Source organism: Nocardioides caricicola (genome assembly GCF_039541135.1).
GTDB lineage: Bacteria > Actinomycetota > Actinomycetes > Propionibacteriales > Nocardioidaceae > Nocardioides > Nocardioides caricicola.
On sequence record NZ_BAABFQ010000007.1, the window covers coordinates 385,711 to 399,250 of the forward strand.

At 72.0% G+C, this 13,540-nt stretch carries 20 protein-coding genes; 9 read left to right on the forward strand and 11 right to left on the reverse strand.

All coding sequences use genetic code 11. The annotated features are described in order from the left end of the window. The first annotated feature begins 20 nt into the window (after positions 1-20). Positions 21-683, forward strand: a complete 663-nt coding sequence (locus ABD875_RS15855; protein ID WP_345179636.1) for a hypothetical protein — start codon at positions 21-23, stop codon at positions 681-683. 6 nt (positions 684-689) lie between these two features. Here ABD875_RS15855 and ABD875_RS15860 read toward each other — a convergent pair whose 3' ends face one another. From ABD875_RS15860 to ABD875_RS15880, 5 genes are read right to left on the reverse strand one after another with little or no spacing between them, the layout of a single operon-like run. Further along, positions 690-1,487 (reverse strand): DUF1707 domain-containing protein, encoded by a 798-nt coding sequence (locus ABD875_RS15860; RefSeq protein ID WP_345179638.1) that lies wholly within the window; start codon positions 1,485-1,487, stop codon positions 690-692. Positions 1,488-1,508: 21 nt separating this feature from the next. Next, positions 1,509-2,864 carry a GntP family permease gene (locus ABD875_RS15865; protein ID WP_345179642.1) on the reverse strand — a complete coding sequence of 452 codons (1,356 nt, stop codon included), beginning with the start codon at positions 2,862-2,864 and terminating at the stop codon, positions 1,509-1,511. Beyond that, complete coding sequence (locus ABD875_RS15870; RefSeq protein ID WP_345179645.1) at positions 2,864-3,364, reverse strand: gluconokinase; 501 nt, start codon at positions 3,362-3,364, stop codon at positions 2,864-2,866. The genes ABD875_RS15865 and ABD875_RS15870 overlap by 1 nt, the downstream gene beginning before the upstream one ends. Before the next feature lie 4 nt (positions 3,365-3,368). Further along, positions 3,369-3,881 (reverse strand): hypothetical protein, encoded by a 513-nt coding sequence (locus ABD875_RS15875; RefSeq protein WP_345179648.1) that lies wholly within the window; start codon positions 3,879-3,881, stop codon positions 3,369-3,371. A 27-nt stretch (positions 3,882-3,908) separates the two neighbouring features. After that, positions 3,909-5,000: a hypothetical protein gene (locus ABD875_RS15880; RefSeq protein WP_345179651.1), complete on the reverse strand. Its 1,092-nt coding sequence runs from the start codon at positions 4,998-5,000 to the stop codon at positions 3,909-3,911. Between the two features lie 99 nt (positions 5,001-5,099). Between ABD875_RS15880 and ABD875_RS15885 the strand changes: the two genes are divergently transcribed. The 6 genes from ABD875_RS15885 to ABD875_RS15910 all read left to right on the forward strand — a co-directional run bounded on the left by ABD875_RS15885 (position 5,100) and on the right by ABD875_RS15910 (position 9,736). Further along, positions 5,100-6,251, forward strand: a complete 1,152-nt coding sequence (locus ABD875_RS15885; RefSeq protein WP_345179655.1) for an acyl-CoA dehydrogenase family protein — start codon at positions 5,100-5,102, stop codon at positions 6,249-6,251. 23 nt (positions 6,252-6,274) lie between these two features. Continuing rightward, positions 6,275-7,393 carry an acyl-CoA dehydrogenase family protein gene (locus tag ABD875_RS15890; RefSeq protein ID WP_345179657.1) on the forward strand — a complete coding sequence of 373 codons (1,119 nt, stop codon included), beginning with the start codon at positions 6,275-6,277 and terminating at the stop codon, positions 7,391-7,393. A 63-nt stretch (positions 7,394-7,456) separates the two neighbouring features. Continuing rightward, positions 7,457-7,756 carry a WXG100 family type VII secretion target gene (locus ABD875_RS15895; protein ID WP_345179660.1) on the forward strand — a complete coding sequence of 100 codons (300 nt, stop codon included), beginning with the start codon at positions 7,457-7,459 and terminating at the stop codon, positions 7,754-7,756. Beyond that, complete coding sequence (locus tag ABD875_RS15900) at positions 7,756-8,046, forward strand: WXG100 family type VII secretion target (RefSeq protein WP_345179663.1); 291 nt, start codon at positions 7,756-7,758, stop codon at positions 8,044-8,046. The genes ABD875_RS15895 and ABD875_RS15900 overlap by 1 nt, the downstream gene beginning before the upstream one ends. Next, positions 8,043-9,416 carry an RNase A-like domain-containing protein gene (locus tag ABD875_RS15905; protein ID WP_345179667.1) on the forward strand — a complete coding sequence of 458 codons (1,374 nt, stop codon included), beginning with the start codon at positions 8,043-8,045 and terminating at the stop codon, positions 9,414-9,416. Before ABD875_RS15900 ends, ABD875_RS15905 begins: the two co-directional genes overlap by 4 nt. An 11-nt stretch (positions 9,417-9,427) precedes the next feature. Next, positions 9,428-9,736 carry a contact-dependent growth inhibition system immunity protein gene (locus ABD875_RS15910; protein ID WP_345179670.1) on the forward strand — a complete coding sequence of 103 codons (309 nt, stop codon included), beginning with the start codon at positions 9,428-9,430 and terminating at the stop codon, positions 9,734-9,736. 84 nt (positions 9,737-9,820) lie between these two features. Here the strand turns inward: ABD875_RS15910 and ABD875_RS15915 are convergent, their stop codons facing one another. Together ABD875_RS15915 and ABD875_RS15920 are read right to left on the reverse strand one after the other, a co-directional pair. Continuing rightward, positions 9,821-9,961 (reverse strand): hypothetical protein, encoded by a 141-nt coding sequence (locus tag ABD875_RS15915; protein WP_345179674.1) that lies wholly within the window; start codon positions 9,959-9,961, stop codon positions 9,821-9,823. Between the two features lie 99 nt (positions 9,962-10,060). Next, positions 10,061-10,246 (reverse strand): hypothetical protein, encoded by a 186-nt coding sequence (locus ABD875_RS15920; RefSeq protein WP_345179680.1) that lies wholly within the window; start codon positions 10,244-10,246, stop codon positions 10,061-10,063. Between ABD875_RS15920 and ABD875_RS15925 the strand changes: the two genes are divergently transcribed. Beyond that, on the forward strand, positions 10,245-10,853 hold the full coding sequence (locus ABD875_RS15925) for a hypothetical protein (RefSeq protein WP_345179684.1): 609 nt from the start codon (positions 10,245-10,247) through the stop codon (positions 10,851-10,853). The two genes, ABD875_RS15920 and ABD875_RS15925, sit on opposite strands and share 2 nt — an antisense overlap. 9 nt (positions 10,854-10,862) lie before the next feature. Here ABD875_RS15925 and ABD875_RS15930 read toward each other — a convergent pair whose 3' ends face one another. The 3 genes from ABD875_RS15930 to ABD875_RS15940 all read right to left on the reverse strand — a co-directional run bounded on the left by ABD875_RS15930 (position 10,863) and on the right by ABD875_RS15940 (position 12,287). Continuing rightward, the gene (locus tag ABD875_RS15930) at positions 10,863-11,360 is read right to left on the reverse strand and encodes a DUF4234 domain-containing protein (RefSeq protein WP_345179687.1); all 498 of its coding nucleotides are present in this window, start codon (positions 11,358-11,360) and stop codon (positions 10,863-10,865) included. A 99-nt stretch (positions 11,361-11,459) separates the two neighbouring features. Beyond that, the gene (locus tag ABD875_RS15935; RefSeq protein ID WP_417614617.1) at positions 11,460-11,849 is read right to left on the reverse strand and encodes a DUF2237 family protein; all 390 of its coding nucleotides are present in this window, start codon (positions 11,847-11,849) and stop codon (positions 11,460-11,462) included. 15 nt (positions 11,850-11,864) lie between these two features. Next, complete coding sequence (locus tag ABD875_RS15940) at positions 11,865-12,287, reverse strand: hypothetical protein (RefSeq protein ID WP_345179694.1); 423 nt, start codon at positions 12,285-12,287, stop codon at positions 11,865-11,867. A gap of 118 nt (positions 12,288-12,405) precedes the next feature. Here ABD875_RS15940 and ABD875_RS15945 point away from each other — a divergent pair, with 118 nt between their 5' ends. Next, positions 12,406-12,549 (forward strand): hypothetical protein, encoded by a 144-nt coding sequence (locus ABD875_RS15945; RefSeq protein WP_345179697.1) that lies wholly within the window; start codon positions 12,406-12,408, stop codon positions 12,547-12,549. 4 nt (positions 12,550-12,553) lie between these two features. Here ABD875_RS15945 and ABD875_RS15950 read toward each other — a convergent pair whose 3' ends face one another. Then, on the reverse strand, positions 12,554-13,534 hold the full coding sequence (locus ABD875_RS15950; protein WP_345179700.1) for an aldo/keto reductase: 981 nt from the start codon (positions 13,532-13,534) through the stop codon (positions 12,554-12,556). Positions 13,535-13,540: the final 6 nt, after the last annotated feature.

Below are 13,540 nucleotides of genomic sequence, written 5' to 3' on the forward strand. Positions count from 1 at the left end.
CCGCCCGCTACCGTCACCCCGTGAACAAGAACATGTTCCTGTTGTGGGACGCCGACCCGACCGCGCTGCACGACGAGGCGCTCCACGCGGCGCTCCGCGACGCCGGCGTGCACCACCTCCAGCTGAACGTCGACGACGAGCCGGTGGCCGGGGCGATGCGCTTCGGACAGTTCGAGACGCCGGTGCGCGCGATCGTGAGCACCTGGGACGCCGACCCGGCCGCGGTGAGCACGGCCCTGGCCGATGTCGGCCGCGTGCACGGCTACCGCGTCGACGAGCGCCGCCGCCTCGACCCGCCGGAGGCGTGGGACGGCAGCCGCGCGGACGCGCTGGCGAACGTCGCGATCCTGCGGCGGCCGGCGGACCTCCCCCGCGAGGAGTGGCTGCGGATCTGGATGGTCGACCACACGCCGGTCGCGATCCGCACCCAGGCGACGTTCGGCTACGTGCAGAACATCGTGACCGGCGCGGTCACCGCGGACGCGCCGCCGATCGACGCCCTCGTCGAGGAGCTGTTCCCCAGCGCCGGCATCACCGACATGCACGCGTTCTACGGCAGCGGTGGCGACGACGACGAGCTCAACCGCCGGCTCACCGAGCTGATGGCCAGCGTGGCGCGCTTCGGGGCCGGCGAGAACCTCGAGCTCGTGCCGAGCAGCCGCTACCTCTACGCGCTCGCGTGACCCCGGTCAGTTCTCCGTCGAGTCGTAGGTGATCGTCCCGTCGCGGCGGGCGCCGACGTACTCGCTCTCGTTGTACTCGTTGGACGCGTAGGCCCACACCACCGCGCGATCGCTGTCCGGGGCGCGCACGATCGCGTACCACGACGTCGGCTCCTCGACCTTGGTCCGCACCTGCTCGACCAGCTCCACGACCAGCGCCGGGTCGATCTGCGCCAGGTCGGTGCGCGGGAAGCTCGACGTGCTCTTGGTGCCGTTGTTCGTGAGCTCCTCGCCGTCCCAGTACCAGTACTCCTCGCGCTGGCTGGTCTCGTCGACGGGCAGCTCGACCACGGCGTACGTCGGGTAGAGCACTGCCGAGAACGCCGTGCTGCCGCCGGTCTCGTCCCGCACCGCGGCGAGCAGGTCCTGATACCCCTCCTCGCTGAGCACGTCCGCCTCCTCCGACCCGATCCCGAGCACCCCGGAGCCGTCGTCGTCGGAGCTGTTCTGGATCAGCGCGACCAGCCCGCCGACCAGCGCGATGGCGGCGACCAGCACGGCCGCGAGCGGCACCAGGATCACCGCCTTCGACCGCGGCGGGCGGTCCTTCGTCGCCTGGATCTCCTGCAGCGTCGGGTAGTCCACCTCCGGCGCCGCCGAGCGGATGTCGTGCGTGACCATCCGGATCTCGTCGAGCGTCTGCGCCATCCGCAGCTGCTCGATGCGCTTGTCGCGGTCCGCCTCGACGATCTCGCCCACGGCGAACGCAGCCTGGACGAGCGCGACCGCGGCGTCGCGGTCGCTCTCGTGCGCCATTTCCGTCACGGCAGCACCGTAGTGCCGCAGCTAGATGAAGATCCCCAGGATCAGCACGACGACCAGACCGCTGACCGACAGGACGGTCTCCATCAGCGACCACGTCTTGATGGTCTGCCCGACCGTCATCCCGAAGTACTCCTTGACCAGCCAGAAGCCCGCGTCGTTCACGTGCGAGAAGAACAGCGAGCCGGCTCCGACGGCCAGGACGACGAGGGAGACCTCGCCGGTCGACATCCCCTCGACCAGGGTGACCATCAGCGAGCTCGCGGTGATCGTGGCGACCGTGGCGGAGCCCGTGGCGAGCCGGATCAGGACGGCGATGAACCAGGCGAGCAGCAGGACCGAGATGTTCTTGTCCGAGGCCCAGTCCGCGAGCAGGGTGCCGATGCCGGTGTCGATGAGCACCTGCTTGAAGCCACCGCCGGCGGCGACGATCAGCAGGATGCCCGCGATCGGGCCGAGCGAGCTGCCCACGGTGTCGGAGATCTTCTGGCGGTTCATGCCGGTGCCGACGCCGAACGTCAGCATCGCGACCAGCACCGAGATGAGCAGCGCGACGAACGGGTTGCCGATCAGGTCGAAGACCTGCTGGACCATGTCCTCGGGGTCGTCGATGACGATGTCGGCGACGGCCTTGCTCAGCATCAGCACCACGGGCAGCAGCACCGTCGCGATGGTCACGGCGAACGACGGCCGCGAGCTCTCGTCGCGGTCCGGGGCGTCCCAGGTGGAGGGCGCCTCGACCACGACCCAGCGGCCGGCGAGGACGCCGAACAGCGGACCGGCCACGACGATCGTCGGGATCGCGACCGCGATGCCCAGCGCGAGCGTGACCCCGAGGTCGGCTCCGAGGTAGTCGATGGCGGTGACCGGGCCGGGGTGCGGCGGCACGAAGCCGTGCATCGCCGACAGACCGGCCAGCGCGGGGATGCCGACCGTGATCAGCGAGATCTGCGCGCGCCGCGAGACCAGGTAGATGACCGGCATCAGCAGCACGAGGCCGATCTCGAAGAACATCGGCAGGCCGATGATCGCGCCGACGGCGGCCATCGCCCACGGCAGCATCCGTGGCGACGCGCGGCCGACGATCGTGTCGACGATCTGGTCGGCGCCGCCCGAGTCCGCGAGGAGCTTGGCGAACATCGCGCCGAGCGCGATCAGCGCGCCGACGCCCGCGGCCGTCGTACCGAACCCGGTCGTGAACGACGCCAGCACGTCGTTGACGTTCTCGCCGGCGATGATGCCGACGGTCAGCCCGCCGAGGATCAGCGCGAGGAACGGGTGGACCTTGACGACGGTGATGAGGACGACGATCAGCGCGATCGCGGCGAGGGCTGCGGTGATCAGCTGCCAGCCCGCCGCTACGGGTTCGACGACGTCCATCAGCTGTGGGTGTCCCGAGTCATGAGGTCCACATACCCCTGCACGATCGCATCCACACTCTGGTCGACGTCGAGCACGACGCCGTCCTCGTCGGGCTGCAGCGGCTCGAGGGTCGCGAACTGGGAGGCCAGGAGCGACGGCGGCATGAAGTGGCCCGGGCGCGCGGCCTGCCGCGCGGCGATGACCTCGGGGGTGCCGTCCAGCAGGAGGAAACGCACGCCCGGCGCCACCCCCCGGATCTGGTCGCGGTACTTCCGCTTCAGCGCCGAGCAGCTCATCACCCCGCCGTCCTCGTGGACAGCGAGCCACTCGCCGACGAGCTCGAGCCACGGGTAGCGGTCGTGGTCGTCGAGCGGCTCGCCGCGGCTCATCTTCGCGATGTTGGCGGACGGGTGGAGGTCGTCGGCGTCCTCGAACGGCACCCGCAGTCGCTGCGCCAGGGCGGCGCCCACGGTCGACTTGCCGGAGCCCGAGACACCCATCACCACGAGGGGTTGCATGCCCTCACGGTACGACGATGGTGAAGGCGACCGTGTCCGCGAGCTTGCTGTTGCGTCCCGCGACCCACGCGTAGGTCCGCACCCCGAGGTCGGCGGACTCCGGGCACTGGTGGGCCGACGTCGACAGGTGCGCCGTGATGTTGGGCGCCGCGGAGGCGTCCCAGTCCACGGTCACGACCGGCGCGGTCGTCGCCGGGTCGAGGGTGTCGTCGCTCAGCGTCAGGCAGTACACGCCGGTCCGGGGCCGGGTCACCGACGCGAAGCCCTTGGTCCGCGACTCGACCAGCTGGGCCTCCAGGTCGACGTTCGCCCACGCCCGGGCGCGCATCGACGCCCGCGTGGCCGGGGCGAGGTCGGCGGGCGCGACCGCGCCGTCACGGATCTTGACGCTGGTCACCGCCCCGTCACGCAGGTCCTTGGTGCGGATCTGCCCGGCGGCGTACCCCACGCCGCCCGTGGCGAGCAGCAGCGCCAGGAGCGCGACGACCATCGCGGGACTCGGGATCAGACGACGCATCCGATCACCGTAGGCAGCCGAACGCGGCTAGCGGTGGCGGCGCGCCCGCTCCGGCGCACGTTCCGGCGCCTGCTCCCGGGCCTGCTTGCGAGTCTGCTCCCGGGCCTGCTGGCGGGTCTGCTCCCGGGCCTGCTTGCGGGTCTGCTCCGGGGCCTGCTCGGCCTTGCGCACCTCGACGGTGAACGGCGCCGACGCGCTGCCCTCGGCCAGCGGGCGGTCCACGAAGCGCCAGCGGTACGTCGTGGTCGCCTCGGGCGCGACGGTGAGGGCGGGGTCGGCGCCCCCGGCGCCCTCGACCAGCGTCCACGCGCCGTTCTCGCCCTGCGCCTCGAGGACGAGGCGGGCTCCCGGCAGCGGCGCGCCGGTGTTGTCGACCACCGCTCCGTGGAGCGTGACCTCCTGGCCGGGGTCGATCACGCCGTTGGGGCCGCTGATCGAGGTGGTCGTGGTCAGGCCCTCGAGGTCGTAGGTGGTGACACCGCCCGGGCCGCCGATCCGCCACGCGTCCATGCTGAACGCGCGACCGTCGCAGCCGAAGCCGATCGTGAAGAACCCCGGCCCGTCACCGCCGTGCGCCTTGACGAACGCCGGGATCCTGCTCGCGGGGGCGGTCTGGTCGAGGCGGCGCTGGGTGAGCATGTCGTACTTGGTCCAGGTGAACGCCAGCCCGGCGGCGTCGACGCGGGTCCAGCCGCCGGCCGGCGCGGAGAGCGCGGCCCGGCCGAACCACACCTTGCCGGTGCCCCAGTCGGCCGGTTCCTGGTAGCCGGCGTACGTCACGCCGGAGGCGCCGTCCGGGGCGTGCACGGACATGCCGGCGACCGTGGTCCGCAGCATCGAGTCCACGTAGTGGACCGAGCCGACGGCGTTGCCGCCGGCGGCGTCGTAGCCGAGGCTGCGGGTGCCGGCGGGCGCCTGGTCCGGGCCGATGCCGACGTACGGCTGCGGCTGCTCGGGGGCGCGGAGGTACGGGTCGTCGCAGCCGACGAACGACAGCTGCGCGGCCCGGCCGCTCGGGAACGCGGTGCCGTGCACGACGACGGTGCTGTCGGCCAGCGCCGGAGCAAGCGGAAGCATCGCGACCACCGCCGCGCCGAGAACCGCCCTCCCCCAGACCACCTCTGAATCGTACGTCGTCACCCCTGGCGGCGGGCTACTACCCAGACATCCCATCTACCTGCCAGTAGCGTGTGGGGGTCGAGCCCCAGGAGGAGACACATGCAGCTGGCGCTGTCCGTGGAGGATGCCGAGTTCCGCGACGAGATGCGGGCGTTCTTCACCACCCAGGTTCCCCAGGAGATCCGCGACGCCGTCCGCGAGGGACGGGAGCTCTCGAAGGACGACTTCGTCACGAGCATGCGGATCCTCAACGCCCACGGCCTCGCGGTGCCGAACTGGCCCGTCGAGTGGGGCGGCCAGGACTGGTCGCCGCTGCGCCGCCACATCTGGCACGAGGAGCTGCAGCGCGCGTGCGTGCCGCAGCCGCTCGCGTTCAACGCCTCGATGATCGGGCCGGTGATCGCGCAGTTCGGGTCCCAGGAGATGAAGGAGCGGTTCCTGCCGGCGACGGCCAACCTCGACATCTGGTGGTCGCAGGGCTTCTCCGAGCCCGACGCCGGCTCCGACCTCGCCTCGCTGCGCACCGCCGCGGTCCGCGACGGCGACGAGTACGTCGTCAACGGCCAGAAGACGTGGACCACGCTCGGCCAGTACGGCGACTGGATCTTCACCCTGGTCCGCACCGACCCCGAGGCCAAGAAGCAGGCCGGCATCTCGATGCTGCTCATCGACATGACGCTGCCCGGCGTCGAGGTGCGGCCGATCGAGATGATCGACGGCGGGTTCGAGGTCAACGAGGTGTGGTTCACCGACGTGCGGGTGCCGCTCGACTGCCTGGTCGGCGAGGAGAACCGCGCGTGGGACTACGCGAAGTTCCTGCTCGGCAACGAGCGGGTCGGCGTCGCGCCGGTCGGCGCCACGAAGCGGGTGCTCGCCGAGGCCAAGAAGCTCGCCGGCCCCTTGCTCGAGGACCAGCTGCTCGCGGCCCGGTTCGCCGAGCTCGAGAACGAGCTGCTCGCGCTCGAGCTCACCGCGCTGCGCGTGGTCGCGCACTCCGCCGACGGCAAGCCCCACCCGGCCTCGTCGGTGCTCAAGCTCAAGGGCACCGAGCTGCAGCAGGCCGTGACCGAGCTGGTCGTCGACCTCGCCGGGCCGGCCTCGCTGGCCAGCGGCGCCCCGGACGACTCGGCGCTGCCGCTGTGGACCCGGCACGCGACGCCGACGTACCTGAACTTCCGCAAGGCCTCGATCTACGGCGGTTCCAACGAGGTGCAGCGCCAGATCATCGCCCGCACGATCCTGGGTCTCTGAGCCCACCTCTGGAGGAGAGCGACATGGACTTCACCTACGACGACGAGCAGCAGGCGCTGCGTGAGGCCGTCCGCGGGCTGGTCGGCAAGGCCTACTCCGACTACGAGAACCGCCGCCGCACCGTCGGCGAGGACCCCGGCTTCTCCGACAAGGTCTGGCAGCAGCTGGCCGAGATGGGCGTGCTCGGGCTGCCGTTCGAGGAGCAGTACGGCGGCATGGGTGCCGGCCCGATCGAGGTCGGGATCGTGGCGCAGGAGCTCGGCCGGGTCCTCGCGCCCGAGCCGTTCCTGACGTCGGTCGTGCTCGCCGGCGGCCTGGTCGCCGCGGCCGGGTCGGCGGAGCAGAAGGAGACGCTGCTCGGCGGCCTGGCGTCCGGCGAGACGCTGCTGACGTTCGCGCACGCCGAGCCCGGCTCGCGCTGGTCGGCCTCGGCCGCGGACGTGACCGCCTCCGGCGGCTCGCTGAACGGCGTGAAGGAGCCGGTCGTCCAGGGCGCGCGCGCCGACGTGCTGATCGTCAGCGCGGCGCTGGAGGGCGGCGGCACCGGCCTGTTCGTCGTCGACGGCTCCGCGACCGAGCGGACGTCGTATCCCACCCACGACGGGGGCCGCGCCGCGAAGGTGACGTTCTCCGGCACCGCCGCGACCCCGCTGGGCGACGGTGGCGATGCCACCGCGGTGATCGCGCGGGTGCTCGACAGCGCGCGGATCGCCGCCTGCAACGAGGCGGTCGGCCTGATGGAGGTCGCGCTCGAGATGACCGCGTCGTACCTCAAGAGCCGCAAGCAGTTCGGCGTCACGCTGAACACCTTCCAGGCGCTGACGTTCCGCTCCGCCGACATGTACGTGTCGCTGGAGCTCGCGCGCAGCCTCGCGACCTGGGCGACGATGGTGCTGGCCGAGGACGGCGACACGGCCGTCGCGGCCTCGCGTGCGTCGCTGCAGGTCAGCCGGGCCGGTCGGCACATCGGCCAGGAGGCGATCCAGCTGCACGGCGGGATCGGCGTGACCGCGGAGTACGCCATCGGGAACTACACCAGCCGGCTGACCGCGCTCGACCACCTGCTCGGCGATGGCAACCACCACCTCGCGCAGCTGGCTGCCGGGGTCGGCGGGTACGACGAGGTCGAGCCGCTCTCGTAGGGTTTGTCCACAGGCCGCCAACGGGCGGTGTCGGGGCGGTCGGCTGCCGGGAACCCTGTCGGCATGACGTTCCTCTCCGCCGTCGCCGACGTCCGCCGCTCCGCCGACCAGCTCGGCACTGACTGCGACCGCGTCGCGCGACGGGTCGACGACCTGCTCGACAGCGGCTGGAGCGGCGCCGCGGCGTCGGCGTACGCCGAGGGCTGGGCGGACTGGAAGCGGTCCGCGTCAGCCGTCCTGGCCGGCCTGGCCACGATGGCCGACCTGCTGGAGGCCGCTCACGCCGACGTGACCGCGACCGACGTCGGGTCCGGCGCGGACCTCGGCCGGCTGACGGATCGGCTGACGGATCGGCTGGGCTGATGGCTTCGCTGTTGTACGGCGTGGACCTCGACGAGCTGGTCGCGACGGTCGACGAGATGGCGCGCTGCGGCGCCGCGCTCGAGGCGCTGCTCGACGAGGTCGCGCGCATCCAGCTGCCGTGGTCCGGTCGCGCCGCCGACGCCCAGGCCGCGGCGCAGGCGCAGTGGGAGGCGGGCTTCCGCTCGATGCGCGCGGCGCTGGGCGAGATGCGGGCGGCCGCCGACACCGCCCACGCGAACTACGCGGATGCCGCCGACACGAACCTGCGGATGTGGGAGCAGGTCCGATGAGGGTCGCGGTGCTCGGGCAGGGGTACGCCGGCGCGGTCGAGGCGTTCGTCAGCGGCAACCTGCTCGCCGCCGACGCCTGCGCCGCGCTCGCCGACCGGCTGGCCGGGTGCGGCGGCATGGCGGGCGACGACGCGACGGCGGGCGAGTTCGCGGCGTCGTACGACGAGGCCGCCGCGGAGGCGCTCGCCGCCCTGGGCGACCTGGTCGGCGCCTTCGGGTCGCTGGGACGCCTCGCGCAGGCGTCGCTGACCAACCACCACGGCGCCGAGGTCGCGTCGGGTGGCTCGGTCTCGTCGCCGCCCACGCGTGCCGACGACAGCGTCGGGATGCTCGTCGCCGTGCCGCCCACGTCGCTCGGCGGCGACGCCGCGTCGGTCCCCGGCCCGGTCGCCTGGGTGCTCGACCAGATCGAGGGGGTCGTGTGGCCGGACGCCGACACCGACCGGCTGCGGTCGGCCGCCGGCTCCTGGCGCACCGCCGCCGGGGCGGTCTCGCTGCTCACCGCGCACTGCGACACCGCGCTCGGCGACCTCGCCGACGAGCGCTCCCCCGAGATCCCGCTCGCCGTCGCCACCACCGAGGAGCTACGCACCCGCGCCGCCTCGCTCTCCGACCAGCTCGCCGCCATCGGCCTGGCCTGCGAGGCCTACGCCGACCAGGTCGACGCCAAGCGCGACGAGATGCTCGACCTCCTCACCGACCTCTCCATCGAGCTCGCCGCCACCGCGGTCGTCGGCGGCGCGCTCTCGGTCATCTCCGGCGGCCTCGCCGCCCCCGCCGCCGGCGCCGTCGGCTCGGCCCGCCTCGCCTGGGCCTCGCGCGAGCTGAAGCTGATCGTGGACTCGCTGCGGCTGCTCACGACGGGGACTGCCGGCACCCTGCGGCCGGTGTCACTGACCTTGCGGGACGCGCGGGCCTACTTCTCGCGGCTGCGAGCCGCACGACCGCTCGTGCGGACCGAGCGCGGCAGCATCCGGATGGGGAGGGAGCATCGCAGCCTGCTCGAGCGGCACGAAGGAGCTCGGCGCGGCCACGCCCTCGAGCGGCACTTCGGCAAGTCGGACCACGACCTCATGGCCCGCGTACTCTCCCGCGGCGGCCCGAGGCGGGCTTCCACGTTCTCGGAGCGCGCTGTGGGTGAACGCTTGATCGAGCGACAGCTGCGCTCACGCTCCGAGGAGATCAGAGAATGGATGACCTCGAACTCCGACGACTACCTCATCCTCGAAGACGGCGCGCAGCGTGTCATCGGTCGCATCGCCGATCGCATCACGGGGATGATGGACGCGACCGGGCTCCGGACCGTCCTCGCGGTCGACGACACCATGCCCGAGGGTTACCGGATCATCACCAGCTACCCGATCCCCTGATGGAGGCCAGGATGGAGATGCCAGGGCTCGCCCAGCTGATGGGCGGCTGGCTGCACCAGGACTTCGACATCATCGGCACCGTCGACGAGAACATCGACGAGTTCGCCCGCAAGAACCCGAGAAGAGCAGCCACACTCCCCGATGAGGTCGCGTGGCTCCTGAGCGCGCACGACAGCGAGTCCGAGCTCCAAGCGGTCCTCGACCGCCTCGGCTGTGACGTGATGCCGGATGACGGGGTGTCCTACCGCGAATGGCTCACCCACATCGCCGACCGCGTCCGAGCGGCCACCAGCGACGGCACCAACCGTCGAGAAACGTGAAACGGCCCCTGGAATCACATTCCAAGGGCCGTATCACGTATCTCGACGGGTCAGCACCGGGCCGCAGCCGGGCGCACGAGCGGTTCACCGCAGGTTCTGGAGTCGCAGGATCTCGAACTCGACCTGGGACTGGTGCCTTCGGCGCATCACCTGGAGACGGTCCTGCTTGTCCTGCTTGGACAGCGCCTTCCACGCGTGGCGTCGCTCGATGGTCGCGGTCTTCATGACGGGTTCCCTTCTGTCGTCTGCCCGCCTCCTTGGCGGGCACGACAATCGTGGAACACCCCGCTTGGAGCCTGCTTGGAGTCGACTTGGAGAAGCCTGTCACGCACCGGGCGAGGGCCGCGACCGAGTTTCGTCGAGCCGCTCGTGGAGCCGGTCGCGGACCTGTTCGGGGCTCAGCTGCGCCCGCTGCCGCTGGTCACGCGCGATGATGGCCCCGGTCGCGGCCACCCCGGCCAGACCTGCGAGCCCGAGCCACTTCCACAGCTTCACGAGGACACCTTCCATGACCTTGACGCTGGACCAGGCGGTCGACCTGACCCGCACCGGCGACCTCTGGCTGTTCCGCGGCCAGTCGGCTGCCGACCACGCTATCCGGGTCCTCACCAACGCGCCGGTCAACCACGTCGGCATGGCGGTGGTCCTCGACGACCTGCCGCCGCTCATGTGGCACGCCGAGCTCGGCAAGGGCCTGCGCGACGTGTGGACCAACAGCCACCACCGCGGCGTGCAGCTGCACGACCTGCGCGAGGCCGTCGAGCAGTGGACCGGCCGCTACGAGCAGCAGGCGTGGCTGCGCCAGCTCGACGCGCGGGTCACGCCCGAGATGGAGGACGCGGTCCTCACGACGATCGCCCGCCTCGACGGGACGCCGTTCCCCTCGACAGCGAAGCTGGTGGGGCGCTGGGCGCGAGGGCGGGTACGCCGGGCGGCGTCCGCCGAGCTGACGTACTGCGCCGAGGTGGTCGCCGCGACGTACGAGGCGATGGGTCTGCTGGGGAGCGATCGCCCCACGAACTACTACGACCCGGGGAAGTTCTGGTCCGGTGACGACCTGGAGCTCCGAGGAGCCGCGCGGCTCGGGATCGAGATCCCGGTCGTCACCGGACCGTGAGACGAGGGCTCAGCCCTGGGCGCCCTGCGAGCGCCAGTACTCGTTGAGCGCGCCGTTGGTCTTGACGAACCACACGATCGGGCCGACCAGGATGAAGATGCCCGGGAAGTACCACAGACCCGTGGCGCCGCTGACCGGGCTCGGCTGGCCGCGGCGCTCGTAGAGCTTCCCGACCTCGCTGGAGTTGATGTACGGCAGCACGATCCCGACGAAGAGCGCCAGCAGCAGGGCGAGCGCACCGCCGATGCCCTCGCCGGAGTGCCGCTTCATCTCGTCGTGGGTCTTGAAGTACCACCAGATGCCGTAGATCCCGAACGTGACGATCATGAGCAGGATGCAGGCACCGGTGCCGCGGATCTTGCCCACCGGTCCCGCAGCGGGAGCGGCGTACCCCGCAACCGGGGCGGCGGGCGCCGGGGTGACCGCACCCGAGGGCGCGGAGTACGGCGGAGGCGCCGCGGCCGACGTGGTGTCGGGGGCGGGTACGGAGTCGTTCGTGTCACTCATGACAGGTCCTCAGAACGGAGACAGGCGGAGGTCTGAGGCTAGGGCGCACGCCGCCGGGTCCGGGGGACTTCCGAGCGCTGGACTAGACGATTCTTCCGGCTACAGCAGCGAGCTCGGGTCGCCGGGCACGTCGACGGCGTGCTCGTCGAGGTACTCCAGCGGGACCAGCTCCAGCGCCCGTGCGTTGGTCGACGCGAGCACGACCGGCGCGGCGACCCCGGCCTCGTAGGCCTGCAGCCACCGGGCCGCGACCACGCACCAGCGGTCGCCGGGCAGCAGGCCCGGGAACCGGTAGTCCGGCATGGGCGTCGACAGGTCGTTGCCGATCGCGCGCTGGTGCTCGAGGAACTCCGCGGTCATCACCGCGCACACCGCGTGCAGGCCGATGTCCTGCGGGCCGCACGAGCAGCTCCCGTCGCGGTAGAACCCGGTCATCGGGTCGGTCCCGCACGGCTCGAGCGGTCCGCCCAGCACGTTCAGCTCGTCCACACCGGGCACGCTACGTCAGGCGAGCACCCAGGCGCCGGGCCGGCCCTTGACCATCACGCCCTCGGCGACCAGCGTCTGGCGCGCCTTGCGGGCGGCGTACCGCCAGCGCAGCTCGCCCTCGGGGGTGGTCTGGTGGTCGGCGTCGGTCAGCCGGTCGGCCATCAGCTCCTCGAGCCGGGTGAACAGCTCCTCCTGGTCGAGCTCGCCGCCGGCCTCGGTCAGCGTGGCGACGATCGCGGGAGCGAGCACCTCCGGCGGCGTCCACCGGCGCGGGGCCGTACGGGTCGTCGTCGCCGGGGAGGCTGCCTTCCGGGCCGTCGTGGTCCGCACGCGCGGCGCCTTGACGGGCGCCGGGGGCGGCGGCGGAGCGGGCGGCATCCCGTGCACGCAGGTCGACAGCGGCAGGTCACACAGGTCGCAGTAGTCCTCGGCGCTCATCGGGTTCAGCCTAACCCGCGCTCCCGATCGGGCCGAGGCCGACCTGAGGTAACGCGGACCTCGATCTAGGCAGGTCTCCCGATGTGCCGGGGCACCTCAGGCGAGCAGTGTCCTCGACATGATGACCGACCCCACCACTGCCCTGATGCTCACCCACCTCGACATCGACCCCACCGGCCAGGTGCACCCCGCGGCGCGCCCGCGGCGGCGTCGCCAGCGCCGATTCCAGCGTCGGGCACGGCTGCTGAAGCAGTTCGCGTGAGCGACTACCAGCGGCCGTGCACGGCCTCGCGGAAGTACCGGTCGTAGATCTCGGTGACGCCCGCCAGGACGCGCTCCGGCAGCGGCTCGACGAGCCCGGCGGCGGCGTTCGCCCGCGCCTGCTCGGCGTTCCGCGCGCCGGGGATCACCGTGGTCACGCCCGGCTGCTGCACGACCCACGCGAGCGCGGCCTGGGCCGGCGTGACGTCGAGGTCGCGCACCAGCGCCGCGAACTCCTGCGCCGCGCGGACCCCGGACTCGTAGTCCACGCCGGAGAACGTCTCGCCGACGTCGAACGCCTCGCCGTGCCGGTTGTAGGTGCGGTGGTCGTCGGGCGCGAACGTCGTGTCGGCGGCGTACCGGCCCGACAGCAGACCGGACGCGAGCGGCACCCGCGCGATGATCGCGACCCCGGCCTCGGCGGCCGCGGGCAGCACCGCGTCCAGCGGCTTGAGGCGGAACGCATTGAGGATGATCTGGATGGACGCGACGTGCGGGCGGGCGATCGCGGACAGCGCCTGGTCGACGGTCTCGACGCTGACGCCGTACGCCGCGATCTCGCCCTCGTCGACCAGCGTGTCCAGGTCGTCGTACGTCGCGTCCGCGTCGATCACCGCGCTCGGCGGGCAGTGCAGCTGGACCAGGTCGAGGGTGTCGACGCCCAGGTTGCGGCGGGAGCGCTCGGTCCAGGCGCGGAAGTTGTCGAGCGTGTAGTGCTCGGGGAGCTGCTCGACCCGGCGGCCCATCTTGGTCGCGACGGTGATCCCCGGGTTGTCCTGCAGGAAGCGCCCGATCACCTGCTCGCTGCGGCCGTCGCCGTACACGTCGGCGGTGTCGAAGAACGTCACGCCGGCGTCGACCGAGGCCTGCAGCACCGACCGTGCGTCGTCCTCCGAGACGTCGCCCCAGTCGGCACCGAGCTGCCAGGTGCCGAGTCCGATGACCGAGGCCTCGCGGCCGGTCCTGCCGAGGGTTCGCTGCTCCATGCCGTG